This window comes from Gilliamella sp. B14384G12, from assembly GCF_016101825.1.
GTDB lineage: Bacteria > Pseudomonadota > Gammaproteobacteria > Enterobacterales > Orbaceae > Gilliamella > Gilliamella apicola_N.
The window spans coordinates 38071-60973 of sequence record NZ_JACFPU010000007.1 but is presented as its reverse complement, the minus strand read 5'-3'; the positions used below and the strand labels follow the sequence as shown (position 1 = coordinate 60973).

The following is a 22903-nucleotide window of genomic DNA, read 5'->3' as shown; positions in this document are numbered from 1 at the left end:
TCAGTGGTTAGGATGGAGTTGTATGCAAAACACTGTTGTAGAAAAACCTAAAAAACGCAGTCAGTTAAGATTAAGATTAGGTAAAGAGTATTTTATTGTTAAGCGTAAATTAGATTGGTGGCGCAACCGTCGCGCCTATTGCGTAATAGATAAGAATAATAATACTTGCTGCTATTCTCATAAAAAACATCAATCTGTATTGTTAAGACAACTAAAAGATGTTGATATGTATTTGCAATATAACAAAATCACTAATCTTCGCTTAGCGATTGAACAGATTAACGGTTCGATAATTAAGCCCAATCAACGATTTTCAATTTGGCAAAAAGTGGGGCGGCCGTCTAAAGAACGTGGCTTTTTAGAAGGTCTCTCACTACATAATGGTCAAATTGGTAAAGATATTGGTGGTGGTTTATGTCAACTTGGCAATTTAATTTACTGGATTGCACTACACTCTGATTTAACAATTATTGAACGGTGGCGACATAGTTTTGATGTTTTTCCTGATGTTAATCGCACTATTCCATTTGCTTGTGGTGCAACATTATCTTATAACTATATAGATTTACAATTGCTCAATAAAACAAATACAACATACCGACTTAACCTTTGGTTAGATGATGAATACTTACATGGTGAACTGCTAGCCAATACACCACTATCTTATCACTATGAAATATTCGAAACTGATCACGTCATTGAGCAACAATGGTGGGGTGGATACACGAGGCACAATAAGATATGGCAACGTAAAACGCATTTGCTTGATAATCAGATAGAGGAAAACCTTATTAGTGAAAATCATGCAATTATGATGTATACACCTTATTTAACTCAGCAAAACTAAACGTAAAAATCGTACAGCAATTACATTAATTAGATAGTCATCAACTATCTAAATAATAGTTTGTGGACACTAGTAATAGCTCGTATACTTTTAACATAAAAAGTAAAAAACCAATAAATGAAAGGAGCAATTTCATGGCTTATACATTACCCCCTCTACCTTATGCTTATGATGCTTTAGAGCCTTATATTGATACTGAAACCATGCATCTTCATCATGATAAACATCATCAAACTTATGTAAATAACGCTAACGCATTATTAGAATCATTACCTGCTGAAGTTAAAGACTTTTGTCCTGAAACATTACTAAAAAACCTAGATAAAGTCCCATCAGACAAAGTTACTGGCATCAAAAACAATGTTGGAGGTCATGTTAATCACACTCTTTTCTGGGAATTGTTAAAAATTGGAACTGAACTTAAAGGTGAGTTGAAAGCTGCCATAGAAAAAGATTTTGGTTCAATTGATGCATTTAAAGAGAAATTTTCTGCTGCTGCTGCAACCCGCTTTGGTTCAGGTTGGGCATGGTTAGTACTTAAAAATGGTAAGCTTGAAGTTGTTTCCACCGCTAACCAAGATTCTCCAATTATGGGTGAAAAATTTGCTGGTGTATCTGGCACACCAATTTTGGCTCTTGACGTTTGGGAACATGCTTACTATTTGAAATATCAAAACCGTCGTGCTGACTACATTGGGGCATTTTGGAATGTCATTAATTGGGATAAAGTCGCCGAGTTATACGCAGAAGCTAAAAAATAATTTAAATAACTTTATCCAAACTATCTGATAATGACGCCTTGTGCGTCATTATCGTTTTAGAGTAATTATTCTTTACCATTGTGGCTATATTACGTTTAAATTATTTTGTAAAATTTGAACCATTTTTTTATCAATGTTCACCTCTTTTTGATAATGTTACTTTATCCCTCACTTTATTGGATAAAATTATTGAATCACAATGCACCAAGCCTAAATTGGTAATTGCTAAATTATACTTAAATCCGCTACAATGAATGCTTATTTAAAAATCATAAACTGAGCATCCAATTTAAAACATGTTTGAAATTAATCCGGTTAAATCAAAGATCGCAGAACTTACCGAACGCACTGCTGTGATTCGGGGGTATCTTTGACTATGATCTAAAAAAAGAACGACTAGAAGAAGTCAACGCCGAATTAGAGCAATCTGAAGTCTGGGCTGATCCTGAAAAAGCACAAGCTTTAGGTAAAGAACGAGTAGCACTTGAAGATATCATCAATACCATTAATTCATTAGAGCAAGGACTTGACGATGTCGAAGGTTTACTTGAGCTTGCTATTGAAGCCGAAGATCAAGATACCTTTAATGAAACCAATCTAGAACTTGAACAATTAGAAAAAAAATTAGCAGGCCTTGAGTTCCGCCGTATGTTTTCTGGCGATTACGATAGTGCTGACTGTTATTTAGATATTCAATCAGGTTCAGGCGGTACTGAAGCGCAAGATTGGGCAGAAATGCTACTCAGAATGTATTTGCGTTGGGCCGAATCAAAAGGTTTTACCACCGAAGTTATGGAAGTATCAGATGGTGATGTTGCTGGTATAAAATCAGCAACAATTAAAGTATCTGGCGACTATGCTTATGGTTGGTTGCGCACCGAAACAGGAGTTCATAGGTTAGTACGTAAAAGTCCATTTGATTCAGGTAACCGTCGTCATACATCATTTGCATCTGTCTTTGTCTACCCTGAAATTGATGATAATATTGATATCGATATTAACCCTGCCGATCTTCGTATTGATGTTTATCGTGCATCCGGTGCGGGTGGTCAGCATGTTAATAGAACTGAATCAGCGGTACGTATTACCCATATTCCAACAGGCATTGTAACGCAATGTCAAAATAACCGTTCTCAGCACAGTAATAAAGATCAAGCCATGAAGCAGTTGAAAGCTAAATTGTATGAGCTTGAAATGCAGAAAAAGAATGCCGAAAAACAGCAGATGGAAGACAATAAATCCGATATTGGTTGGGGCAGTCAAATTCGTTCTTATGTCCTTGATGACTCAAGGATTAAAGATTTACGTACTGGTGTAGAAACACGCAATACTCAAGCCGTTTTAGACGGTGATTTAGATCAATTTATTGAAGAAAGCTTAAAAGCAGGTTTATAACCCTGCTTGGTGATAAATAAAAGGTAAAATTATGTCAACACAGCAAGAGCAACAAAATCATATTGAAGAGTTAAATAACGAGCTTGCAATACGTCGTGAAAAGCTTGCACATATTCGCGAGCAAGGTATTGCGTTCCCTAATGACTTTCGCCGTGACGCAATTTCAAGCGATCTTCATCAATTATATGACGATAAAACTAACGAAGAGTTAATTGAAAATAAAATTACCGTTACTGTTGCTGGTCGAATGATGATGCGCCGTATTATGGGGAAAGCATCGTTTGTTTCATTACAAGATGTTGCTGGGCAAATCCAACTTTATGTTACTCGTGATGATCTACCTGAAAACTTTTATAATGAACAATTTAAAAAGTGGGATCTTGGGGATATCATTGGAGCTAAGGGGTATTTGTTTAAAACAAAAACTGGCGAACTGTCAATTCACTGTGAAGAAATTCGTCTGTTAACTAAAGCGCTACGCCCATTACCTGACAAATTCCATGGTCTTGCTGATCAAGAAATGCGTTATCGTCAACGTTACCTAGATCTTATCACTAACCAAGAGTCGCGTAATACCTTTATTGCTCGTTCAAAAGTGGTAACAGAAATTCGTAACTTTATGCTTGAGCATCACTTTATGGAGGTTGAAACGCCAATGATGCAAGTGATCCCTGGTGGCGCTTCGGCTAAACCATTTATCACGCACCATAATGCGCTCGATCTTGATATGTATTTGCGTATTGCCCCTGAACTTTATTTAAAACGTTTGGTAGTGGGTGGTTTTGAACGTGTGTTTGAGATTAACCGAAACTTTCGTAATGAAGGAGTATCGCCAAGACATAATCCAGAATTCACCATGATGGAAATGTATATGGCTTATGCGGATTATAAAGATCTGATTGTTTTAACTGAATCGTTATTCCGTCGTTTAGCCATTGCGGTAACAGGTAATCCTGTTGTGCAATATGGCGATCATACTTTTGATTTTGGAAAACCTTTCATCAAAATGACCATGCGCGAAGCTATTTGTCATTATCGACCAGAAACCAATAATGCCGATTTAGATGATTTTGATAAAGCGTGTGCTATTGCAAAAGCTGTTGGTATCAAAGTTGAAAAAGGTTGGGGTCTTGGTCGTGTTGTTACAGAAATCTTCGAAGAAGTTGCAGAAGCTAACTTAATTCAACCAACATTTATCACTGAATACCCAGCGGAAGTATCACCACTTGCTCGTCGTAACGATGAAAATCCATTTGTTACCGACCGTTTTGAGTTCTTTATTGGTGGACGAGAAATTGGTAACGGATTCTCAGAACTTAATGATGCTGAAGATCAAGCACAACGTTTTGCTGATCAAGTATCACAAAAAGATGCTGGAGATGATGAAGCGATGTTCTATGATGATGATTATATCACTGCACTTGAACATGGCTTACCGCCAACAGCAGGACTTGGTATTGGTATCGATCGCACGGTAATGTTATTTACTAACAGCCATACCATTCGTGACGTAATTTTATTCCCGACCATGCGTCCAATAAAATAAAATTTCTTACCATAATAAACCTCACTTATTATTAGATAGGTGAGGTTTTATACTCAAACGTATAGTTAACCTCAAACTTTTTTACAAGATTATTTTTTATTATAATAAAAAAATTTGATATTAACTTTATTTAGGTATTTCTATCTCATTAAAACATTTAAAATAATTGAGTAAAAATCTTTTATTCATTGCAATTAAATTAAAATATTATTATTTATACCAACTCTAAACTTCACAAAGAACACTTATAGGCTTTCTAAATATTACCCTGAAATCTGATTAGTTAATGGTTAGAGATATAATAATTAGATCGTTATTAATCGGTCTATTGAGACAACAATAGTTAACATCCCTAATCAATATTGATTAAGTTTTTTTAATGATAATAAAAGAAAAAATTAAGCTAACACCTTTAGTAAAAACTCAAACTATTGCAAAGAACGTCATCACTCACATCAAGTCACGATGGAATTAACAACATTTATAAAATAGTCAGTTATGAGAATAAGAAACCGTTAATGATATTCATCATTAACGGCTTATTAATTTAGATTAACTAATATTGGTCGGTTTAGTGTGATGAGGTAATATTAAATTTAATACAATAGCTAAAATGCCACACAAGCTAATTCCTTGTAGTGCATAAGAGCCAAAATCAAAAATCATTCCACCAATACCAAACACTAACACCAATGAAACAATACACATATTACGAGAATCGGATAGATCCACTTTATGTTTGACTAAAATATTGATGCCAACCGATGCAATTGACCCAAACAGTAGTACCATAATGCCGCCCATAACTACCGTTGGAATGGAGCTTAAAAAAGCGCCAATCTTTCCGACAAAAGACATTAAAATCGCCCAAATTGCAGCCCACGTCATCACTCTTGTTTTAAAATTACGCGTTAACGTTACTGCACCAATTACTTCAGCGTAAGTAATACAAGGCGGTCCCCCCAAAAGTCCAGCAGTTGAGGTTGCGAGTCCATCACCGAACAAAGTACGTTGTAAACCAGGTTCACGGGTATAATCTTTACCTGTAACAGAACTAATTGCCATAATATCACCTACATGTTCAATGGTTGGTGCGATAACAATTGGAATCATATATAAAATAGCTTGCCATTGAAATGTTGGAAACGTGAAATCAGGAACTTTAAACCATGGAGCATCAATAACAGATTGAAAATTGACAATACCAAATAAACACGAAAGCGTATATCCTACGATGATTCCAGCAATGATGGGCACTAATTTAAAAAAACCTTTTGCCCAAATCGCCATAGCTAAAGTAGTAATGAGTGATGCCATTGAAATAATAATTAATTGATAGTTTTCAGCGGGTAAACCACTATCTTTACCCATTGCCATGCCGACTGCGACCGGCGCTAGGGATAAACCAATAACCATAATAATGGGCCCCGTCACTACGGGTGGTAAAATTCGGTTAATTACATTATTTCCATTAATTTTTACTAAAAAAGCAAAAAACATAAACACAAAACCTGCAGCAACTAAACCGCCTAACGTTGCAGGTATTCCCCACTGCGCTACGCCAAATGAAATTGGTGCAATAAAGGCAAAGGAAGAAGCTAAAAATACTGGCACTTTTCCTTTAGTGGTAAGTTGAAACAATAGCGTACCAACACCAGCGGTAAACAGTGCGACATTTGGGTTTAATCCAGTTAATAGAGGAACTAAAACTAATGCACCAAATGCGACAAATAACATTTGAGCTCCGGTAAAAATGTCCTGCCATGAGTGTTTAGACTGGGGGGCTTGATGCTTTACTTCATCTGTTGTGATTTTTGCCACGTTGACAATCTCCTTTTCAACTTAATATGTAGCTCATAAATAATTTAATAATTAATTAACAGGCATAAAAAAACCGGATAAACCGGTCTAAAATTTGAGATTTTATTTGGTGCCAAATATTTTATCGCCAGCATCACCAAGCCCTGGTAAGATGTAGCCTTTATCATTCAGCCTTTCATCAATTGAAGCGGTATAAAGTTCGACATCAGGATGTGCCTGCTCAAGTGTTTTAATGCCTTCGGGAGCAGCAACTAAAACCAATACTTTGATATTTTTACAGCCCGCTTTCTTAAGCAGATCAATAGTTGCAACCATTGAACCACCTGTTGCAAGCATTGGATCAACAACCAAAGCCATTCGTTCTTCAATATCAGAAGTTAATTTTTGGAAATAAGGAACTGGTTCTAATGTTTCTTCATTACGATAAAAACCAACGACGCTAATTCTTGCACTCGGTACATGTTCCAATACTCCATCCATCATACCTAAGCCTGCTCGCAAAATTGGCACTACAGTAATTTTTTTACCTTTAATACGTTCTACTTGAACAGGACCACACCAACCTTCAATGGTTACAGTTTCGGTTGGAAGATTCGCCGTTGCTTCATAAGTTAATAAGCTGCCTACTTCGCTGGCAAGGTCACGGAAATCTTTTGTGCTAATATCATGTTCACGCATTAAACCAATTTTGTGACGTACAAGAGGGTGTTTTACTTCAACAATTTTCATGGGGGGCCTCAGTGTTATTCTTTCAAGACATAATTAGTAGGTATAAATAACCACTGAGCGGTAATTCTAACATAAATCTCATTTTATGAAAACCTGAAATCAATACGAGAACTGTTAGCATAACTATTGAAAATAAAATAAATAAAACAGATTTTAATTCAAAAAATCAGTTTTATTTTGATTTTTTTTTATTAAAATACCTACCACAAAAGGGTATTTTTCTAATTAAATTAAAAAGGAATATTTAAGGATGGATTGGTTTATTGATTGTATTACAAAAAATTATGTAAACTTCAGCGGAAGAGCACGTCGTAAAGAGTATTGGATGTTTAATTTATTTAATATTATTGCTTGCGTTGTTGTAATGCTGCTTGATTCTTTTATGGAACTTAACAATGTATTGATTTTAATATATGTGCTGGCAATATTGATTCCTTCTTACGCTGTTACTGTACGACGCCTACATGATACCGGCAAATCAGGCTGGTGGTTATTGCTGATGTTTGTTCCATTTGGCAATATTATATTACTTATCTTTTGTTTAATAGATTCGACACCAGGACCTAATCAATACGGGGAAAATCCTAAAAGGTTTTAATGTGTCAATGACCTCATTACCAGATGTAATGAGGTTAACTAATTTTCAGTATTATCTAATATGTTATTAAATACTTTCGTCGCCTAAATAATCAACTAGAAAATCAATTTGTTGAAATACATCATTTATCATAATTAATCTTTCACGCAAAATTGGAAATATAGAAATTTTTCTTTCAATTCCGACTATTTACAGAATTACATCAACTTTTAATGATTACAATCTTAAACGAGAAATTTGCACTTGCTTCAGTAGGTAAATGGGTAATCAGCTTAATTAACAAATATCGAAATTTTTTTTGATAATATCATGTTTGCTCATTAAGCTATCTCTATGGTATTTAAAAGGATATTTTACTTAAATAGTTTTCATGGAAACCCTGTGCTATTTTTGAAGATATAATTAGTAGGTATAAATAGCCATTGATCGATAATACGAATATAAATATCGCGATAGAAAAACTCGAAATCAATAAGAGATCTGATAATATAGCCATTGAAAATAAAATAAAAAAATTAATTTTAATGATAAAAATCAGTTTTATTTTAATTTTTTTTTTATTAAAATACCTAGCCCCAAGAGGGTATTTTTCTAATTAAATTAAAAAGGAATATTTAAGGATGAATTGGTTTATTGATTGTATTACAAAAAATTATGTAAATTTCAACGGAAGAGCGCGTCGAAAAGAGTATTGGATGTATATTTTATTTAATGTTATTGCTTGCTTTGTTGTAATGCTGCTTGATTCTTTGTTGGGACTTGAATATGTATTGACTTTAATATATACGTTGGCAATATTACTCCCTTCTTTAGCTGTTACTGTACGACGCTTACATGATACAGGCAAATCAGGCTGGTGGATATTGCTACAATTTGTTCCTTTTGGCAGTATTATATTATTTGTCTTTTGTTTAATAGATTCGACACCTGGACCTAATCAATACGGTGAAAATCCTAAAGGGCTTTAATGTGTCAATGACCTCATTACTAGATGTAATGAGGTTAACTAAATTTCAATGTTATCTATTACTTTATTAAATACTTTCACCATCTAAATACTTAACAGGCAGATCAATTACATTTTGGTCTATTTGTTCTCCATTAATACGTTTTAGTAACATTTCTGCTGATTTCTGACCGATTTCAATTCTCGGTGTCAAAATAGAAGCTAATTTCGGCGTGACGACTTGCCCAACATCATGTCCATGAAAACCAGCAATAGCTAGTTGTTCAGGTACTTTAATACCTAACCGTTGACATTCAAACAATACCCCAAGCGCTAAGTCATCGTTAGTACTAAAAACACCATCAATTTGTGGATACTCTTTCAATGCTTGATGAAGTAAGTACTTACCTAATGAATAAGATGAAGATTCTATTGTCGCAAAAGTTTTGGTAGACAGTCCTGCGTCTCGCATGGCTTGTTCATAACCTTGCTGGCGAATAATGCTTCTATCATCCTGACGCGCACTAAAATAAGCGATATGTTTATGACCTTTCTTAATCATGCGATTAACCATATTTTTAGTTACTTCATAATTATCAAAACCAACAGCCATATCAATACAAGGTGAAACACTATCCATAATTTCAACTACAGGTACACCTGATATTTCAATCATCTTTCGTGTTGCAGCGGTATGAGTTCGTTCAGTTAGTATCAATCCATCAATATTATAAGCAAGTAACGATCGCAATCGCATTTCTTCTTTTTCAGGATTATATCCTGTGTGTGCAATCATGGTTTGATAACCATGTTTATCTGTTATAAGTTCGATGCCTTTCAATACATCAGCAAATACTTGATTGGTCAATGATGGTAATAAGACACCAATCGCATTACTTTTTGCATTAGACAGCATATCTGGTGCTTTATTAGGGATATAGCCAAGTTCATCTATTGCTGCTGATATTTGTAACTGAAGTGGTTTTGATACAAGATTAGGATCACGTAAAAAACGGCTTACTGTCATTTTACTAATACCAATAAAATCAGCTATTTCCTGCAAACCTGTGCGACGTTTTTTTATACTAACCATGTTTTTTATACTACTTATTATTAATATTTTCCAAAAGCACAGGTTGCCAATTTATTGGTATTTTTCCTTGTTGCCGAATAAGATCGTTCGCTTTTGAAAAATGCTTACAACCGAAAAAACCACGATGTGCAGACAATGGTGATGGATGAACGGAAGTTAATACATGATGTTTTTGACGATCAATGAACTGACCTTTTTTCTGCGCAGGTGATCCCCATAACAAAAAAACCACCCCTTCAAGGTATTTATCGATTGCAGCGATTACGTGATCGGTAAATGTTTCCCAACCTATTTTCGCATGTGAATGAGCCTGCCCTGCCTCAACAGTTAATACATTGTTCAACAATAATACGCCTTGCGTTGCCCAAGAGGCAAGGTAACCATGAGAAGGAATTTTAAATCCTTCAATATCAGTTGAGAGTTCTTTATAAATATTTAATAAAGAAGGAGGTGGTTTTATACCTGGTAATACTGAAAATGAAAGACCATGCGCTTGATTAGGGCCATGATAAGGATCTTGCCCTAAAATCACCACTTTAATTTCATTAAATGGAGTAAAACGAAAAGCATTAAAAACATCGTGCTGAGGAGGATAAATAATCTTCCCTTCAGCACGTTGTGATGCGACAAATTGCATTATCTGTTGAAAATAAGGTTTTTCTTTCTCAGATCCAATGACATCATGCCATGTTAATTGATTAGTCATACAATACCTATATTATTTTATGGCTCAACAACATTATTTACTGGTTGCAATAATTATACCTAAAAATAATAATAAGCCTATTGCTAATCAATTTTATGCAATTTAAATAAAGACTCTTAAATATTCTGTTAAACATAAAATCGCCATAGATTGTCCGTATGGCATCGATGTTAGTGGAATATTTTTATAATACTCCAGATCGTTACCCATTGCTGTTCCAAATGAAACATTTAAGAGTGTACCTTCATCATTAATGTTTGCCATTACACCTTTAATTGCTTTTTCAGCAATAACTTTGTAATCATCAGATATATAACGTTTTCTTATTGATTTTAATATCCCATAGGCAAAACCTGCAGTTGCTGATGTTTCCAAATACGAGGTAGCATCATCAATAATGGTATGCCATAAACCACTTTCATCTTGATATTTGGCTAATGCTTCAACTTGAGCATTTAAAACTTCAATCAACATTTTACCAATAGGATCATGTTCCTGAAGATCAAGTAATTCAATAAATTCAGGAATCACTATGGTTAACCAGCTGTTTCCTCTGGCCCATCTTGCTTTAGCAAAATTATGATTACCTTCAAAAGTCCAACCATGGAACCAAAGACCTGTTTGACGATCCATTAAATATTGAATGTGAATTAATATTTGATAAATTGCTTCTTGAATGTATTGAGGTTTATTGAGTAATTTACCAATTTTGGCAATAGGTAATACGCTCATCATCAATGTATCATCCCAGAGTTGTTGATGATTTTCATTGTTATAAACGATATGTTGTAAACCATTAAATTTAGTTCGAGGCATCTCATACATTACCCAATCTGCCCAGCGTTCTAAATATGGTACAAAAACTGGATTTTTAGTTTCTTCATAACGGTAAGCTAATGTTAGAAATGGGCATACAGTATTTACATTTTTAGTTGGTGTTCCCTCAGATAAACGTTGCTTAAACCAATTATCAATAATGTCTAACGTAGTCTTATCACCAGTCTGTTGATAAAATTGGTACATGCCATAAAGACCAATGCCATGAGTCCATTCCCATCCATCCCAACCTTTAGTATCAATAACTCGTCCATCGTCCAAGCGCAATAAAAATTCACCTGTTTCATCCTTTATATTAATTAAATTATTTATAATGTTGTGAATTAATTCTTGCAACTCAGATCTAGAAATTAAGTAATCAGGTTTACAGAGCAATTTACTATGTTTTACAGGAAATATTTGCATCTCTTCTCATCCTTTGATTAAATTTATATAAAAACAACTAACACTCATTTATTTAGCTTTATAACCAATATTATTATTGCCCCAAAGTTTGGCAACTGGCATTCCCGTCAACATTTCAACAATAGGTTTACCTTTATCACTAATTCTTTTTTCTGAATTTGTTCCAATTCCTTTTATATTATTAATTTCATCAATTAATATTTTGTGAGTTTTCAAATTAAGTTTAAATTTTAATGAAATCAAAAAACCCAAAGTTAAAACAAAGATAGTTCCAACGACTAATAAGATTAAAATAGTTTGTGATACCGATGGTGGTTGCTCATTTTGCCCTTTAACAAACCCTGAGTATTGTAAACAAATACCAATTAACATTACCGCCCCTGCTTGAGAAGCTTTCCGTGTAAAAGTCATTACACCGGCAAAAATTCCTTCGCGACGTTTACCAGTAATAATTTCATCCACATCAGATATATAAGTATAGATATTCCAAGGGACATAGTTGATACCTCCGCGCCCCAATCCAGCTATCGCTGATACAGTAACTAATAGTGTATGAATATTACTTAAGTTGTAATACCAAATCACACCATAAGCTAAGCAACTAATACCAAAAATGGTGATAACACCGCGATATGCAGGTGCTGGTCCATATTTAATACATAACGGCATCATACCTAATACTGCAACAAACTGTGTTATGGACATAGTACCAACTAGCATAGATGCAACGGTTGGTTCTTGTAATAACACAAAAATCACATAGTAAGTAAATACTGCATTAAAAACATCTTGTGCAATATACCCCCCTAAATACATACCTAAATGCTGTCTAAAAATTTTGATTTTAAATGTAGATAGGAGTTCAATAATTAAATGACGAATACTTTCTTTGAATGATAATGAAGCGGCTTCTTGTTCAGCTTGTAAAGCTTCTTTAGATTTAAGCTCTTTTGGTCTTTCCCAAGTAAATAAGTACACCATACAAAGAGCAAAAGAGCACAAAACGGAAAATACTAAACTGGCGTAAAAAAACGATATAGCATTATCTTTCCCAAAATAAGTAAGTAATACTCCCGGTAAAAAGCCCGCCAAAATTGCAGACAATTGCGCCATAGATATACGCGCACCAGAAAATTTTGTCTTTTGCTTAAAATCATCGGTCATTTCTGGAACAAGCGTTTCGTAAGGAACAAGTACCATAGTGTAAACCATATCAAAAAAGAGATAAGTTAATAAGTAATAGATATAGCTCATACCTGGAGCCCACATTACGCTATAACTAAAAATGAGAGGGATACCGAGTAGTATAAAAAATTTACGGCGACCAAAACGCTGACCTAAGCGAGTTCGACCAAAATTATCCGTTAAATATCCCATTAACGGACTAATTACGGCATCAAGTACTCTAGCTGCAGCAAAAATAAATGTTGCTTCAATAGGGGTTAAATCACAGAAATTTGTATAAAAATATAATAACCATACCGCAGTTAATGCAGTAGTTCCTGCACCTAAAAAATCACCGCCACCATAAGCTAAGTAATTTTTTAATCCTATTACTCTATTTTTCATATTTACCCCACACATTTTTCCAACTTATCCCAAAAAAAAGTATCACTTCTAGATTGATCCTAGTTGTAGTCTATGGTGAGAGAATTTCTTAAACTTTAACGTGAATGCCAACTTTTTATAAAAGTGGCAAAAATTTAAAAGTCGGCGTGATTTTTATCACAAATATCTTATTTTCTTCAAAATCTTTTTATTTTTAAAAAAAATTTATGAAACAATAATTTAAATTTTATTTTAATTAAGTTGTGGGTATTTATATGACTGTTCCAAAAGTTGCTATTCTATTAGCAGAGGGTTTTGAGGAAGCTGAAGCAATCATTATTTATAACGCGCTTTGTCGTCTCAAAATTGAAGTTCATTTATTAGCATGCCAAAATCAGATTATAGTCACTAGTTATCATAATATTGAGATGAAAGCACATGCGTTACTTATGGAAAAACAGTCAACGCTGTATGATGCTATCATTTTGCCTGGTGGACCTGACGGAACGATCAATTTAGGTAAGAATCCCGATGTAATTCAATTTATTCAATCACACGATGCTGCTGGTAAATGGATCTGTCCAATCTGCTCTGCTGCCGTAAAAGTATTAAATAAAAACAATTTACTCAAAGGCAGAAAGTACGTATGCTCCGGTGATTTGTATAAAAATGCTCATGACGGTGTTTTTGTTGATCAAGATGTCGTTTTAGATAAAAATCTTTTTAGTGGTAAAGGTCTCGGTATGGCATTTAAATTTGCTTTTACACTTGGAGAATTGCTTAATATAGATAAAAAAGAGGTTAAATTTCAAGCTGAACATATTTATATCTCTTATTGATCATATTAATTTTTGGAGTTTTAATTGTTGCTGTATCTTTTAAATTTCCTCAAAAAAGCTCCATCTAAATTACACAATAAATTTTAAAAAATTTAAACAGTTGCTTGTAAGCATTGCAATTACAGCGAAAAAGCTAAACAAAGGTATTACTTATTGAATTGATAGTTCTTTTTGACTTTAATCAAATTTTGAAAGTGCTATATTAACCTATAATTAATAAGGGCAATAAGGCCCGTTAGGAGGATTTAAAAATGATTACAGGTATCCAAATTACTAAAGCTGACAATGCTGCACTACTTAACTCTTTTTGGTTATTAGATGATTCAACAAAAGAAGCTCGTTGTGTAGCTGCTAAATCTGTTTATAAAGAAGATCAAATTATTCCAACTGCTGAATTAGGTCAATTTGAATATCGCGAAGTACCTTTAGATGTAGCACCAACAATCAAAGTTGAAGGTGGTCAACATTTAAATGTGAACGTTCTCCGTCGTGAAACCTTGGAAGATGCAGTAAAACATCCAGAAAAATATCCACAATTAACTATTCGTGTTTCTGGTTATGCTGTACGTTTTAATTCTTTAACAGCAGAACAACAACGTGATGTTATTGCACGTACTTTTACTACAAAAATGTAATTAGTATTAATATTATTTGTGCCTAATAATAATTAACATAAAAAGGATAATGAAAATTATCCTTTTTTTTATTGAAATGATCATTTACTTATACAATTATTAAATAACTTAATAATCCCAGTTTTAAGTCAAAAATAAAAAATCCCCACTATCTGATCAAAGCAAATTGATAAGGTTAAACGCCAAAAATCAAAATTGTTAAAAAATCATTGTAATAAATTATATTTTAATCTAATGAATTAATTAATGCTGATATGTCAGCTCGCTCCATATAATTAACATTTACATAAGCAAAATGAATTTTTTTATCCTGACCAATTAAGTAAGTTGCAGGTATAGGTAATTTATAACTATCATCACCATTAAAATCAGGTAAATAAGCCCCCAAACACTTGTATAGTTCTCTAACATTTTCTGGTAATGTAAAAACTAAACCAAATTTATTAGCGACCTGATTTTCAACATCAGATAATATATTAATTGATAACGATTTTTCTTTTTTTAATTGTGCACTAATTTCAGATTTTTGTGGTGAAATGGCAATAAAATGCATATTTTTTTCTTGTTGGATCAATTTTAAATTATTTTCGAAATGTTCTAATTCTTTGACACAAAATGGGCACCAACTACCGCGAAAAAAACTAATTACGACTGGTTTATTTTCAAGTAATTTATATAAATTAACCTGCCGATTCTCGGTTGATATTAATGAAAAATTCGGTGCAATATCTCCATGTTGCAAAGCATGATTATCTAATTTTTTGCTTAACATATCTGATAATGAACTCTCCATGATATTTAACATATCTTGAGGTAATTGTTTAATCAAATCTTGTTTTAATAATTCTAACTCTTCAATTGTTTTCATTAAGTAATATCCTTTGTTAATACATTTTCATAAATTTGACTCAATACTTTTTTAAATATAGCAACATCATTATCAGATAAATTGTTCGTTATTTTTTCAATCCATAAACTGTGCTGTTTTAATGTTTCCGTTAATAAGTCCGTACCTGCAGAAGTTAAAGATACCAAAGTAATTCTTTTATCTTTTTGATCGTTTCTTTTTGATATTAACTGTTTATTAAATAATGAACTAATGAGTGTGGTTGTAGAAGCTTTAGTTATTCCTAGGTATTTTGCAATTTCTTGTAAAGATAATTCTTGATATTCTTGTAATAAAACTAAAATAATTAACCGACTCTCTGAAAGATGAAATTGTTGCAGACGCTTAGAACATTCCATATCAATCAAACTAGATACTGATAACAAAGTAAAGCATGTCCGAATTTTTTCTAAATTAATAGTATTTTCTTTTTTCAAAATATTACAAAAAGATAAATATCGATTTTCTAGTTGCATATATAAATTTCACAAATTAGTTAGCGCCCTTACTATTTTTGTATGCTAAATAAAGTATGGTTTAATGTCAAACATTTGTTTTAAATATTGGATATGCAGGAAAGGAAAGAAGATAAAAATTACAATATGACTAAGACAATAACAAAATCGAGCCTTAATGGCTCGATTGCATTATTATTAATTAATATTAACCAAAAAACTTTTTCACTTTATCAAAAAAGCTTTTTTCTTTCGGGCTATGTTTAGAGCTTTTGTCCGCTTTAAAACTTTCACCTAACTCTTTCAGTAGCTCTTTTTGTTTACTGGTTAAATTAACTGGTGTTTCAACTACGACATGACAGTAAAGATCACCAACCGAACTACCACGCAATGATTTAATACCTTTACCACGTAATCGGAACATTCTGCCTGTTTGCGTTTCGGCTGGAATGGTTAAACTTACTTTTCCGTTAAGGGTTGGAACCTCAACTTCACCACCCAGTGATGCTAAAACAATGTTAATCGGTATTTCGCAATGTAAATTAGTGCCATCACGTTCAAAAATCGCATGCTGTTTGATCTGTACTTGAACATATAAATCACCTGCTGGAGCACCATTTAAACCGGCTTCACCTTCACCAGCAAGTCGAATTCGGTTTCCAGTATCAACACCCGCTGGAATAGTTACTGATAGTGTTTTATTTTTTTGTACACGACCTTCACCATGACATTTCTTACATGGATTTTTAACAACTTTACCACGACCATGACAGGTTGGACATTCTTGTTGTACAGCAAAAAATCCTTGGCGCATTTGTACAACGCCAGCACCATGACAAGTATCACAAGTAACAACATCCGATGATTTTTCAGTACCTTGTCCATGACAAGTATCACATGTGACCCAAGTTGGTACTTTAATTTCTTTGCTGACACCGTTAGCTGCTTCTTCTAGTGTTAGTTGAATATTATATTGCAGATCAGCGCCTCGTGATGCCGTTTGACCACGTCCACGCCCCCCACCGAAGAAGTCACTGAATAGATCATCAAATGCACCCCCACCAAAACCACCGAAACCGCCAAAACCACCTGCTCCAGCGCCGCCACCTTGTTCAAATGCTGCATGGCCATATTGATCATAAGCAGCTTTCTTTTGGGCATCGGTCAAAATCTCATATGCTTCTTTGACTTCTTTAAATTTTGCTTCAGCTTCGGCTTTATTATCCTGATTTTTATCAGGATGATATTTCATGGCAAGGCGTTTATAGGCTTTTTTTATTTCACTTTCTGTGGCTGTTTTGCTTACGCCTAATATTTCATAATAGTCTTTCTTCGCCATAATTAACCTTTATTTTTATCATAACATAAACAACTAAACGGGCTTGAGTTACCTCGCGCCCGTTTAATGTGTTACATGTTTAAAACTCGTTGAAATAACTCATTAAAAAACATCTTTATCAATGCTTATTATTTTTTCTCGTCATCAACTTCTTTAAAATCAGCATCAACAACATCATCATCTTGCGCCGCAGAACCGCTGTTAGCTTGGTTTGCAGATTGACCAGCTTGAGCTTGTTGTTGTTCTAATTCAAGCAATTTTTTAGATGCTTCCATCAACGCATTGATTTTTGCTTCAATTTCAGCTTTATCTTCACCGCGAGCAGCAACTTCTAAAGCGCTTACGGCATCTTCAATCGCTTTTTTATCATCTGCTGATAGTTGATCACCAGCTTCTGTCACTTTTTTACGAGTTGAGTGAACAAGATGATCCGCTTGGTTACGCACTTGAGCTAACTCTTCAAACTTACGGTCAGCATCGGCATTTGCTTCTGCATCATTTACCATTTTTTGGATCTCTTCTTCACTTAAACCAGAAGAAGCCTTAATAGTAATGTTTTGTTCACGACCTGTATTTTTGTCTTTCGCTGATACATGTAAGATACCGTCAGCGTCGATATCAAAAGTAACTTCAATTTGTGGCATACCACGAGGTGCAGCTTGAATACCATCAAGGTTAAATTGACCTAATGATTTATTATCACTAGCACGTTTACGTTCACCTTGTAACACATGGATAGTTACTGCTGATTGGTTATCTTCAGCTGTTGAGAACACTTGACTATGTTTAGTTGGGATAGTTGTGTTTTTCTCAATTAAGGTAGTCATTACACCACCCATAGTTTCAATACCAAGTGATAATGGTGTTACGTCAAGCAATAATACATCTTTAACATCACCACCAAGCACACCACCTTGTACTGCAGCACCAACTGCTACTGCTTCATCAGGGTTTACATCTTTACGTGGCTCTTTACCAAAGAAGTCAGCAACCGCTTTTTGCACCATTGGCATACGAGTTTGACCACCGACTAAAATTACATCTTTAATATCAGAAACAGAAAGACCAGCATCTTGTAAAGCAGTTTTAACTGGTTCCATTGAACGTTTAACTAAATCTTCTACTAAAGATTCAAGTTTTGCACGTGTTACTTTGATATTTAAATGTTTTGGTCCAGTTGCATCAGCAGTGATATATGGTAAGTTGATATCAGTTTGTTGTGCTGATGATAATTCAATTTTCGCTTTTTCAGCAGCTTCTTTTAAACGTTGCATTGCAAGTGGATCGTTTTTAAGATCGAAACCTTGTTCACGTTTAAATTCATCAACTAAGTAGTTAATTAAACGAGAGTCAAAGTCTTCACCACCTAAGTGAGTATCACCATTTGTAGCTAATACTTCAAATGTTTTTTCACCATCAACATCATCAATTTCGATAATTGAAATATCGAATGTACCACCACCAAGGTCATATACTGCGATAGTGCGGTTACCCACATCTTTATCTAAACCATAAGCAAGCGCTGCTGCTGTTGGTTCGTTGATGATACGTTTAACATCTAAACCAGCAATACGACCAGCATCTTTTGTTGCTTGACGTTGAGCATCATTAAAATAAGCTGGAACAGTGATAACGGCTTCAGTAACTGGTTCACCAAGATAATCTTCTGCTGTTTTTTTCATTTTCTTTAATACTTCGGCAGAGATTTGTGGTGGAGCAATTTTTTGTCCTTTAACATCAACCCACGCATCGCCATTATCAGCTTTTACAATTTTGTATGGCATAATACCCACATCACGTTGTACTTCAGCATCTTCAAAACGACGGCCAATTAAACGTTTAATAGCAAATAATGTATTTTGTGGATTTGTTACTGCTTGGCGTTTTGCTGGTTGACCAACTAAAATTTCACCATCTTGTGTATAAGCAATAATGGAAGGAGTTGTGCGATCACCTTCTGCATTTTCTAATACTTTTGCTTGCCCATTGTCCATCACTGCAACACATGAATTTGTTGTACCTAAATCGATACCAATAATTTTACCCATAATCTTTGTCTCCTCAAAACCTGTATTTTATTTCTTGTATATAAGTCTTAAATTTTAATTTTCAAGCTTTAAATTTATACAAAGTAATATTTTTTGTTTCCACATAGATGGGAACAATATTGTTAATATCAAGGGGCAATATAAAAATTTTTTAATATATCTTGATTGCTGGGTTCTCTGCACTTATCATTGCCGCTCTTTTTTTATTGTAGAACTTAATTTATAGGATCTTTATGGAACAAACAAAACTTGCAAATCCCGGCCCTTTAGGTTTAATGGGATTTGGTATGACAACAATTTTATTAAATATTCATAATGCAGGATTCTTTCCTGTTATGACTGTAATTGTCTCAATGGGTATTTTTTATGGTGGTCTTGCACAAGTTATTGCTGGTATTTTAGAATTCCGCAAAGGCAATACGTTTGGAACAACAGCATTTACCTCTTATGGTTTCTTTTGGATCGCATTAGTTGGTATTTGGTATTTACCAACTTCACCAGCAACTGCACCATCTGATGCAACCTTTGTGGGTATCTTCCTTGCTTTATGGGGAGTTTTTACTGGTTTTATGTTTATTGGTACCTTGAAAGGCAATCGAGTATTACAATTTGTTTTTGCTAGCCTAACACTGTTATTTGCTCTATTGGCAATTGGTAATATTTCAGGTGATCATGGCATTATTCATATTGCTGGATTTGAAGGCATTATTTGTGGTGCAAGTGCAATTTATTTGGCAATGGCAGAAGTGATTAACGAACAATTTGGTCGTACTATTTTGCCTATTGGTGCACCTAAAGGCGCAGCGCATTAAGAAAATTAAGCAGTCATATAATTGACTTTTTTAAGTGAGCAATGAAAACGGGGAAATATCCCCGTTTTTTTATGTCCAATAAGAGCGATTAAAGTCGATTATTTTTTATAAGCATCATTATGCACACCAACTGCCGCTCGGCCAGATGGATCGTTTAAGTTTTTAAATGATTCATCCCATTCAATTGCTTTAGCCGTTGAACACGCAACCGTTGGACCGCCTGGTACACAATGGGCAGCACTTTCAACTGGGAATAATTCATCAAAAATTTCACGATACATGTATGCTTCTTTCGATGCAGGCGTATTGTAAGGGAAGCGGAATTTTGCATTTTCTAACTGCTGATCAGTAATCTTGCTTTCAGCAATCTCTTTTAATGTATCAATCCAGCTATAACCAACACCGTCAGAGAATTGTTCTTTTTGACGCCAAACTACCGATGCAGGTAAATAAGATTCAAATGCTTCACGAACAATGTGTTTTTCCATTTTACCGTTGCTGCCACACATTTTATCTTTTGGATTAATGCGCATCGCCACATCTAAGAATTTTTTATCTAAGAATGGTACTCGAGCCTCAACACCCCAAGCAGCCATAGCTTTATTTGCTCGCGCACAGTCGTACATATGTAATGCAGCTAATTTACGTACGGTTTCTTCATGGAACTCTTTTGCATTTGGCGCTTTATGGAAATACAAATAACCACCAAATACTTCATCCGCACCTTCACCAGATAGAACCATTTTTATACCCATTGCTTTGATCTTACGCGCCATTAAATACATTGGCGTTGAAGCACGAATGGTGGTTACATCATAAGTTTCGATGTAATAAATGACATCACGAATCGCATCAATACCTTCTTGAATAGTAAAGTTAATTTCGTGATGAACTGTACCTAAATGGTCAGCAACAGCCTGCGCAGCTTTCAAATCTGGCGCACCTTTTAAACCTACTGCAAATGAGTGTAACTGCGGCCACCAAGCTTCTGATTTTTCATGATCTTCAACACGGCGAGCTGAGAATTTTTTGGTGATTGCAGAGATAACTGAAGAGTCAAGACCGCCAGATAATAACACACCGTAAGGCACATCAGACATAAGATGGCTTTTAACAGACTCTTCTAAAGCAATACGTAACGCATTAATATCGGTCTTGTTATCTTTTACATTCTCGTAGTCCATCCAGTCACGTTGGTAATAGGTTTTAATTTCACCTTCAGTACTAGATAAATAACTTCCAGGAGGGAAAGCTTCAATGGTTTTACAAACGGGTACTAATGCTTTCATTTCTGAAGCAACATAAAACGTACCATTTTCATCATATCCCATATACATAGGGATAATACCTATGTGATCACGACCAATGAAATAAGTACCTTTATTGATGTCATAAAGGATAAAAGCAAACATACCTTGTAATTCATCAAGACAATGGATACCTTTTTCTTGATAAAGGGCTAAAATTACTTCACAGTCAGAGCCTGTTTGAAATTCATAACGATCTTTGTACTGATTTCGGAGTTCTTGATGATTATAAATTTCGCCATTGACTGCTAAAACTAAAGTTTTATCTTTATTATAAAGTGGCTGAGATCCTGTATTAACATCTACAATTGATAAACGTTCATGAGCTAAAATAGCTTTATCAGAAGCAAAAATACCAGACCAATCAGGACCACGGTGACGTTGTAGACTTGATAGCTCTAATGCTTTTGTTCGTAGTTGTTCTGGATCTGATTTAATATCAAGAATACCTAAAATCGAACACATTGATTTTCTCCATTTAAAATCGCCTAGGCGATACAATTTACAAGTAAAAACTAACTATCTGTATGAAAATATTCATATCATTTTGTTGTTATTGGTAATTATGCTCTTTTCAAAATAATGAATGTGAGCAAAATTCTATATAAACAGCATACACATTATTGATACACAATTAAAGTACAATATCGTTATACTTTTCCTATCATTGCAAAAAGATCACAATTATTTTTTTTGCCATTGACCTTGTTGCTTTATATATTGACCTGCTGGCGTTTTGTCTTGTGCTTTACTACCAGCTCGATTTTCCACTTCATTTAATGGAACTTTACTTTCAGCAGAAACTTTTTGGTACTGTGCTTTGCGAGCTTGATTAATTAAATTTGCAATCTCATTGGCATTGCCTTCATTTTTTACTACACCTAAGTAGCCATCTGCTTGTTCTCCTACTAATCCTTGCGCTTTAGCTTGGCTTAGTGAATCGATGGCTTGTTCTAAAGTCAGTGCTGATACAGAAAAAGATAAAACAGCAGTAAATAAAGCTATTGTCACTTTTTTATAGATACTCATAGCACACTCCTTAATCATACTTTTTATCATTAAATTTAAAAGTAGCAAAAGATTTTTTATGCATAATAATTAGTATTATCAACCATCTTTGCCATCTTCCTACCATAAATCACTCATTAATAAAATTTTACTTTTTAATATAATCCAGATTTATTGATAATATTGTCTAATGCCTTATCCACTTTAATATTAATCTCATGATCGATTTTTACATTTAAATTAATATTAATAGGTTCGCTTGGCGTTTGTACTTTAACCGTTGGCGAACATCCCATTAACGCACTACCTAATATCATTATTGCAATAACTCGTCGTATCATA

22 protein-coding genes are annotated in these 22903 nt (G+C 34.2%); 9 read left to right on the top strand and 13 right to left on the bottom strand.

The features are described 5' to 3' along the window. The first annotated feature begins 22 nt into the window (after nt 1-22). The 4 genes from H3S73_RS08560 (at nt 23) to lysS (ending at nt 4549) form a co-directional block, all read left to right on the top strand. On the top strand, nt 23-847 hold the full coding sequence (locus H3S73_RS08560) for a VanW family protein (RefSeq protein ID WP_198236387.1): 825 nt from the start codon (nt 23-25) through the stop codon (nt 845-847). Nucleotides 848-981: 134 nt separating this feature from the next. After that, a complete protein-coding gene (locus H3S73_RS08555; protein ID WP_065738203.1) occupies nt 982-1608 on the top strand; it encodes a Fe-Mn family superoxide dismutase in 627 nt (208 codons plus the stop codon). Nucleotides 1609-1904: 296 nt separating this feature from the next. Next, a protein-coding gene (gene prfB, locus H3S73_RS08550; RefSeq protein WP_143422390.1) for a peptide chain release factor 2 occupies nt 1905-3003 on the top strand; the annotation gives its coding sequence in 2 pieces (ribosomal slippage) (nt 1905-1979 and nt 1981-3003; 1098 coding nt in all). A gap of 31 nt (nt 3004-3034) precedes the next feature. Then, on the top strand, nt 3035-4549 hold the full coding sequence (gene lysS, locus H3S73_RS08545) for a lysine--tRNA ligase (protein ID WP_144092069.1): 1515 nt from the start codon (nt 3035-3037) through the stop codon (nt 4547-4549). A gap of 552 nt (nt 4550-5101) precedes the next feature. Here lysS and H3S73_RS08540 read toward each other — a convergent pair. After that, nucleotides 5102-6361 (bottom strand): uracil-xanthine permease family protein, encoded by a 1260-nt coding sequence (locus H3S73_RS08540; RefSeq protein WP_370528797.1) that lies wholly within the window; start codon nt 6359-6361, stop codon nt 5102-5104. A gap of 111 nt (nt 6362-6472) precedes the next feature. Then, nucleotides 6473-7099 (bottom strand): uracil phosphoribosyltransferase, encoded by a 627-nt coding sequence (gene upp, locus H3S73_RS08535; protein ID WP_025314320.1) that lies wholly within the window; start codon nt 7097-7099, stop codon nt 6473-6475. Nucleotides 7100-7349: 250 nt separating this feature from the next. Here upp and H3S73_RS08530 point away from each other — a divergent pair, with 250 nt between their 5' ends. Both H3S73_RS08530 and H3S73_RS08525 read left to right on the top strand, forming a co-directional pair. Next, nucleotides 7350-7697, top strand: coding sequence for a DUF805 domain-containing protein (locus tag H3S73_RS08530; RefSeq protein ID WP_198236385.1), 348 nt, complete (start codon nt 7350-7352; stop codon nt 7695-7697). 620 nt (nt 7698-8317) lie between these two features. Continuing rightward, a complete protein-coding gene (locus H3S73_RS08525) occupies nt 8318-8665 on the top strand; it encodes a DUF805 domain-containing protein (RefSeq protein ID WP_198236384.1) in 348 nt (115 codons plus the stop codon). Nucleotides 8666-8731: 66 nt separating this feature from the next. Here the strand turns inward: H3S73_RS08525 and gntR are convergent, their stop codons facing one another. From gntR to H3S73_RS08505, 4 genes are all read right to left on the bottom strand, one after another. After that, the gene (gntR, locus tag H3S73_RS08520) at nt 8732-9727 is read right to left on the bottom strand and encodes a gluconate operon transcriptional repressor GntR (protein ID WP_198236409.1); all 996 of its coding nucleotides are present in this window, start codon (nt 9725-9727) and stop codon (nt 8732-8734) included. A 19-nt stretch (nt 9728-9746) separates the two neighbouring features. After that, nucleotides 9747-10442, bottom strand: a complete 696-nt coding sequence (gene ung, locus H3S73_RS08515) for a uracil-DNA glycosylase (protein ID WP_198236383.1) — start codon at nt 10440-10442, stop codon at nt 9747-9749. Between the two features lie 102 nt (nt 10443-10544). Beyond that, entirely contained in the window at nt 10545-11684 is a 1140-nt protein-coding gene (locus H3S73_RS08510; RefSeq protein WP_198236382.1) for a glycoside hydrolase family 105 protein, read from the bottom strand. A 48-nt stretch (nt 11685-11732) separates the two neighbouring features. Then, entirely contained in the window at nt 11733-13253 is a 1521-nt protein-coding gene (locus tag H3S73_RS08505; RefSeq protein ID WP_198236381.1) for an MFS transporter, read from the bottom strand. A gap of 254 nt (nt 13254-13507) precedes the next feature. Here H3S73_RS08505 and H3S73_RS08500 point away from each other — a divergent pair, with 254 nt between their 5' ends. Together H3S73_RS08500 and grcA are read left to right on the top strand one after the other, a co-directional pair. Further along, the gene (locus H3S73_RS08500) at nt 13508-14071 is read left to right on the top strand and encodes a DJ-1/PfpI family protein (protein ID WP_198236380.1); all 564 of its coding nucleotides are present in this window, start codon (nt 13508-13510) and stop codon (nt 14069-14071) included. A 251-nt stretch (nt 14072-14322) separates the two neighbouring features. Then, on the top strand, nt 14323-14706 hold the full coding sequence (grcA, locus tag H3S73_RS08495) for an autonomous glycyl radical cofactor GrcA (protein WP_025314317.1): 384 nt from the start codon (nt 14323-14325) through the stop codon (nt 14704-14706). 226 nt (nt 14707-14932) lie between these two features. On the opposite strand, the gene H3S73_RS08490 is transcribed toward grcA, so the two are convergent. The 4 genes from H3S73_RS08490 to dnaK form a co-directional block, all read right to left on the bottom strand. Continuing rightward, nucleotides 14933-15574 (bottom strand): peroxiredoxin-like family protein, encoded by a 642-nt coding sequence (locus H3S73_RS08490; protein WP_198236379.1) that lies wholly within the window; start codon nt 15572-15574, stop codon nt 14933-14935. Next, the gene (locus tag H3S73_RS08485; RefSeq protein WP_198236378.1) at nt 15574-16068 is read right to left on the bottom strand and encodes a MarR family winged helix-turn-helix transcriptional regulator; all 495 of its coding nucleotides are present in this window, start codon (nt 16066-16068) and stop codon (nt 15574-15576) included. Before H3S73_RS08485 ends, H3S73_RS08490 begins: the two co-directional genes overlap by 1 nt. Nucleotides 16069-16255: 187 nt before the next feature. Continuing rightward, the gene (gene dnaJ / locus H3S73_RS08480; RefSeq protein WP_198236377.1) at nt 16256-17386 is read right to left on the bottom strand and encodes a molecular chaperone DnaJ; all 1131 of its coding nucleotides are present in this window, start codon (nt 17384-17386) and stop codon (nt 16256-16258) included. 128 nt (nt 17387-17514) lie between these two features. After that, nucleotides 17515-19434 (bottom strand): molecular chaperone DnaK, encoded by a 1920-nt coding sequence (gene dnaK / locus H3S73_RS08475; protein WP_065738193.1) that lies wholly within the window; start codon nt 19432-19434, stop codon nt 17515-17517. 233 nt (nt 19435-19667) lie between these two features. On the opposite strand from dnaK, the gene satP reads away from it, so the two are divergent. Next, nucleotides 19668-20246, top strand: coding sequence for an acetate uptake transporter (gene satP / locus H3S73_RS08470; RefSeq protein ID WP_198236376.1), 579 nt, complete (start codon nt 19668-19670; stop codon nt 20244-20246). Nucleotides 20247-20344: 98 nt separating this feature from the next. Here the strand turns inward: satP and asnB are convergent, their stop codons facing one another. From asnB to H3S73_RS08455, 3 genes are all read right to left on the bottom strand, one after another. Then, complete coding sequence (gene asnB / locus H3S73_RS08465) at nt 20345-22018, bottom strand: asparagine synthase B (protein ID WP_025314311.1); 1674 nt, start codon at nt 22016-22018, stop codon at nt 20345-20347. 219 nt (nt 22019-22237) lie between these two features. Then, nucleotides 22238-22582, bottom strand: coding sequence for a YdbL family protein (locus H3S73_RS08460; protein ID WP_198236375.1), 345 nt, complete (start codon nt 22580-22582; stop codon nt 22238-22240). A 134-nt stretch (nt 22583-22716) separates the two neighbouring features. Further along, nucleotides 22717-22902: a YnbE family lipoprotein gene (locus tag H3S73_RS08455; RefSeq protein WP_065738189.1), complete on the bottom strand. Its 186-nt coding sequence runs from the start codon at nt 22900-22902 to the stop codon at nt 22717-22719. Between the last annotated feature and the right edge of the window lies 1 nt (nt 22903).

Coding starts and splice junctions, on each gene's coding strand:
- H3S73_RS08560 (WP_198236387.1), top strand. CDS start 23: ATGCAAAACACTGTTGTAGAAAAACCTAAAAAACGCAGTCAGTTAAGA.
- H3S73_RS08555 (WP_065738203.1), top strand. CDS start 982: ATGGCTTATACATTACCCCCTCTACCTTATGCTTATGATGCTTTAGAG.
- lysS (WP_144092069.1), top strand. CDS start 3,035: ATGTCAACACAGCAAGAGCAACAAAATCATATTGAAGAGTTAAATAAC.
- upp (WP_025314320.1), bottom strand. CDS start 7,099: ATGAAAATTGTTGAAGTAAAACACCCTCTTGTACGTCACAAAATTGGT.
- H3S73_RS08530 (WP_198236385.1), top strand. CDS start 7,350: ATGGATTGGTTTATTGATTGTATTACAAAAAATTATGTAAACTTCAGC.
- H3S73_RS08525 (WP_198236384.1), top strand. CDS start 8,318: ATGAATTGGTTTATTGATTGTATTACAAAAAATTATGTAAATTTCAAC.
- ung (WP_198236383.1), bottom strand. CDS start 10,442: ATGACTAATCAATTAACATGGCATGATGTCATTGGATCTGAGAAAGAA.
- H3S73_RS08510 (WP_198236382.1), bottom strand. CDS start 11,684: ATGCAAATATTTCCTGTAAAACATAGTAAATTGCTCTGTAAACCTGAT.
- H3S73_RS08505 (WP_198236381.1), bottom strand. CDS start 13,253: ATGAAAAATAGAGTAATAGGATTAAAAAATTACTTAGCTTATGGTGGC.
- H3S73_RS08500 (WP_198236380.1), top strand. CDS start 13,508: ATGACTGTTCCAAAAGTTGCTATTCTATTAGCAGAGGGTTTTGAGGAA.
- grcA (WP_025314317.1), top strand. CDS start 14,323: ATGATTACAGGTATCCAAATTACTAAAGCTGACAATGCTGCACTACTT.
- H3S73_RS08490 (WP_198236379.1), bottom strand. CDS start 15,574: ATGAAAACAATTGAAGAGTTAGAATTATTAAAACAAGATTTGATTAAA.
- H3S73_RS08485 (WP_198236378.1), bottom strand. CDS start 16,068: ATGCAACTAGAAAATCGATATTTATCTTTTTGTAATATTTTGAAAAAA.
- dnaJ (WP_198236377.1), bottom strand. CDS start 17,386: ATGGCGAAGAAAGACTATTATGAAATATTAGGCGTAAGCAAAACAGCC.
- dnaK (WP_065738193.1), bottom strand. CDS start 19,434: ATGGGTAAAATTATTGGTATCGATTTAGGTACAACAAATTCATGTGTT.
- satP (WP_198236376.1), top strand. CDS start 19,668: ATGGAACAAACAAAACTTGCAAATCCCGGCCCTTTAGGTTTAATGGGA.
- asnB (WP_025314311.1), bottom strand. CDS start 22,018: ATGTGTTCGATTTTAGGTATTCTTGATATTAAATCAGATCCAGAACAA.
- H3S73_RS08460 (WP_198236375.1), bottom strand. CDS start 22,582: ATGAGTATCTATAAAAAAGTGACAATAGCTTTATTTACTGCTGTTTTA.
- H3S73_RS08455 (WP_065738189.1), bottom strand. CDS start 22,902: ATGATACGACGAGTTATTGCAATAATGATATTAGGTAGTGCGTTAATG.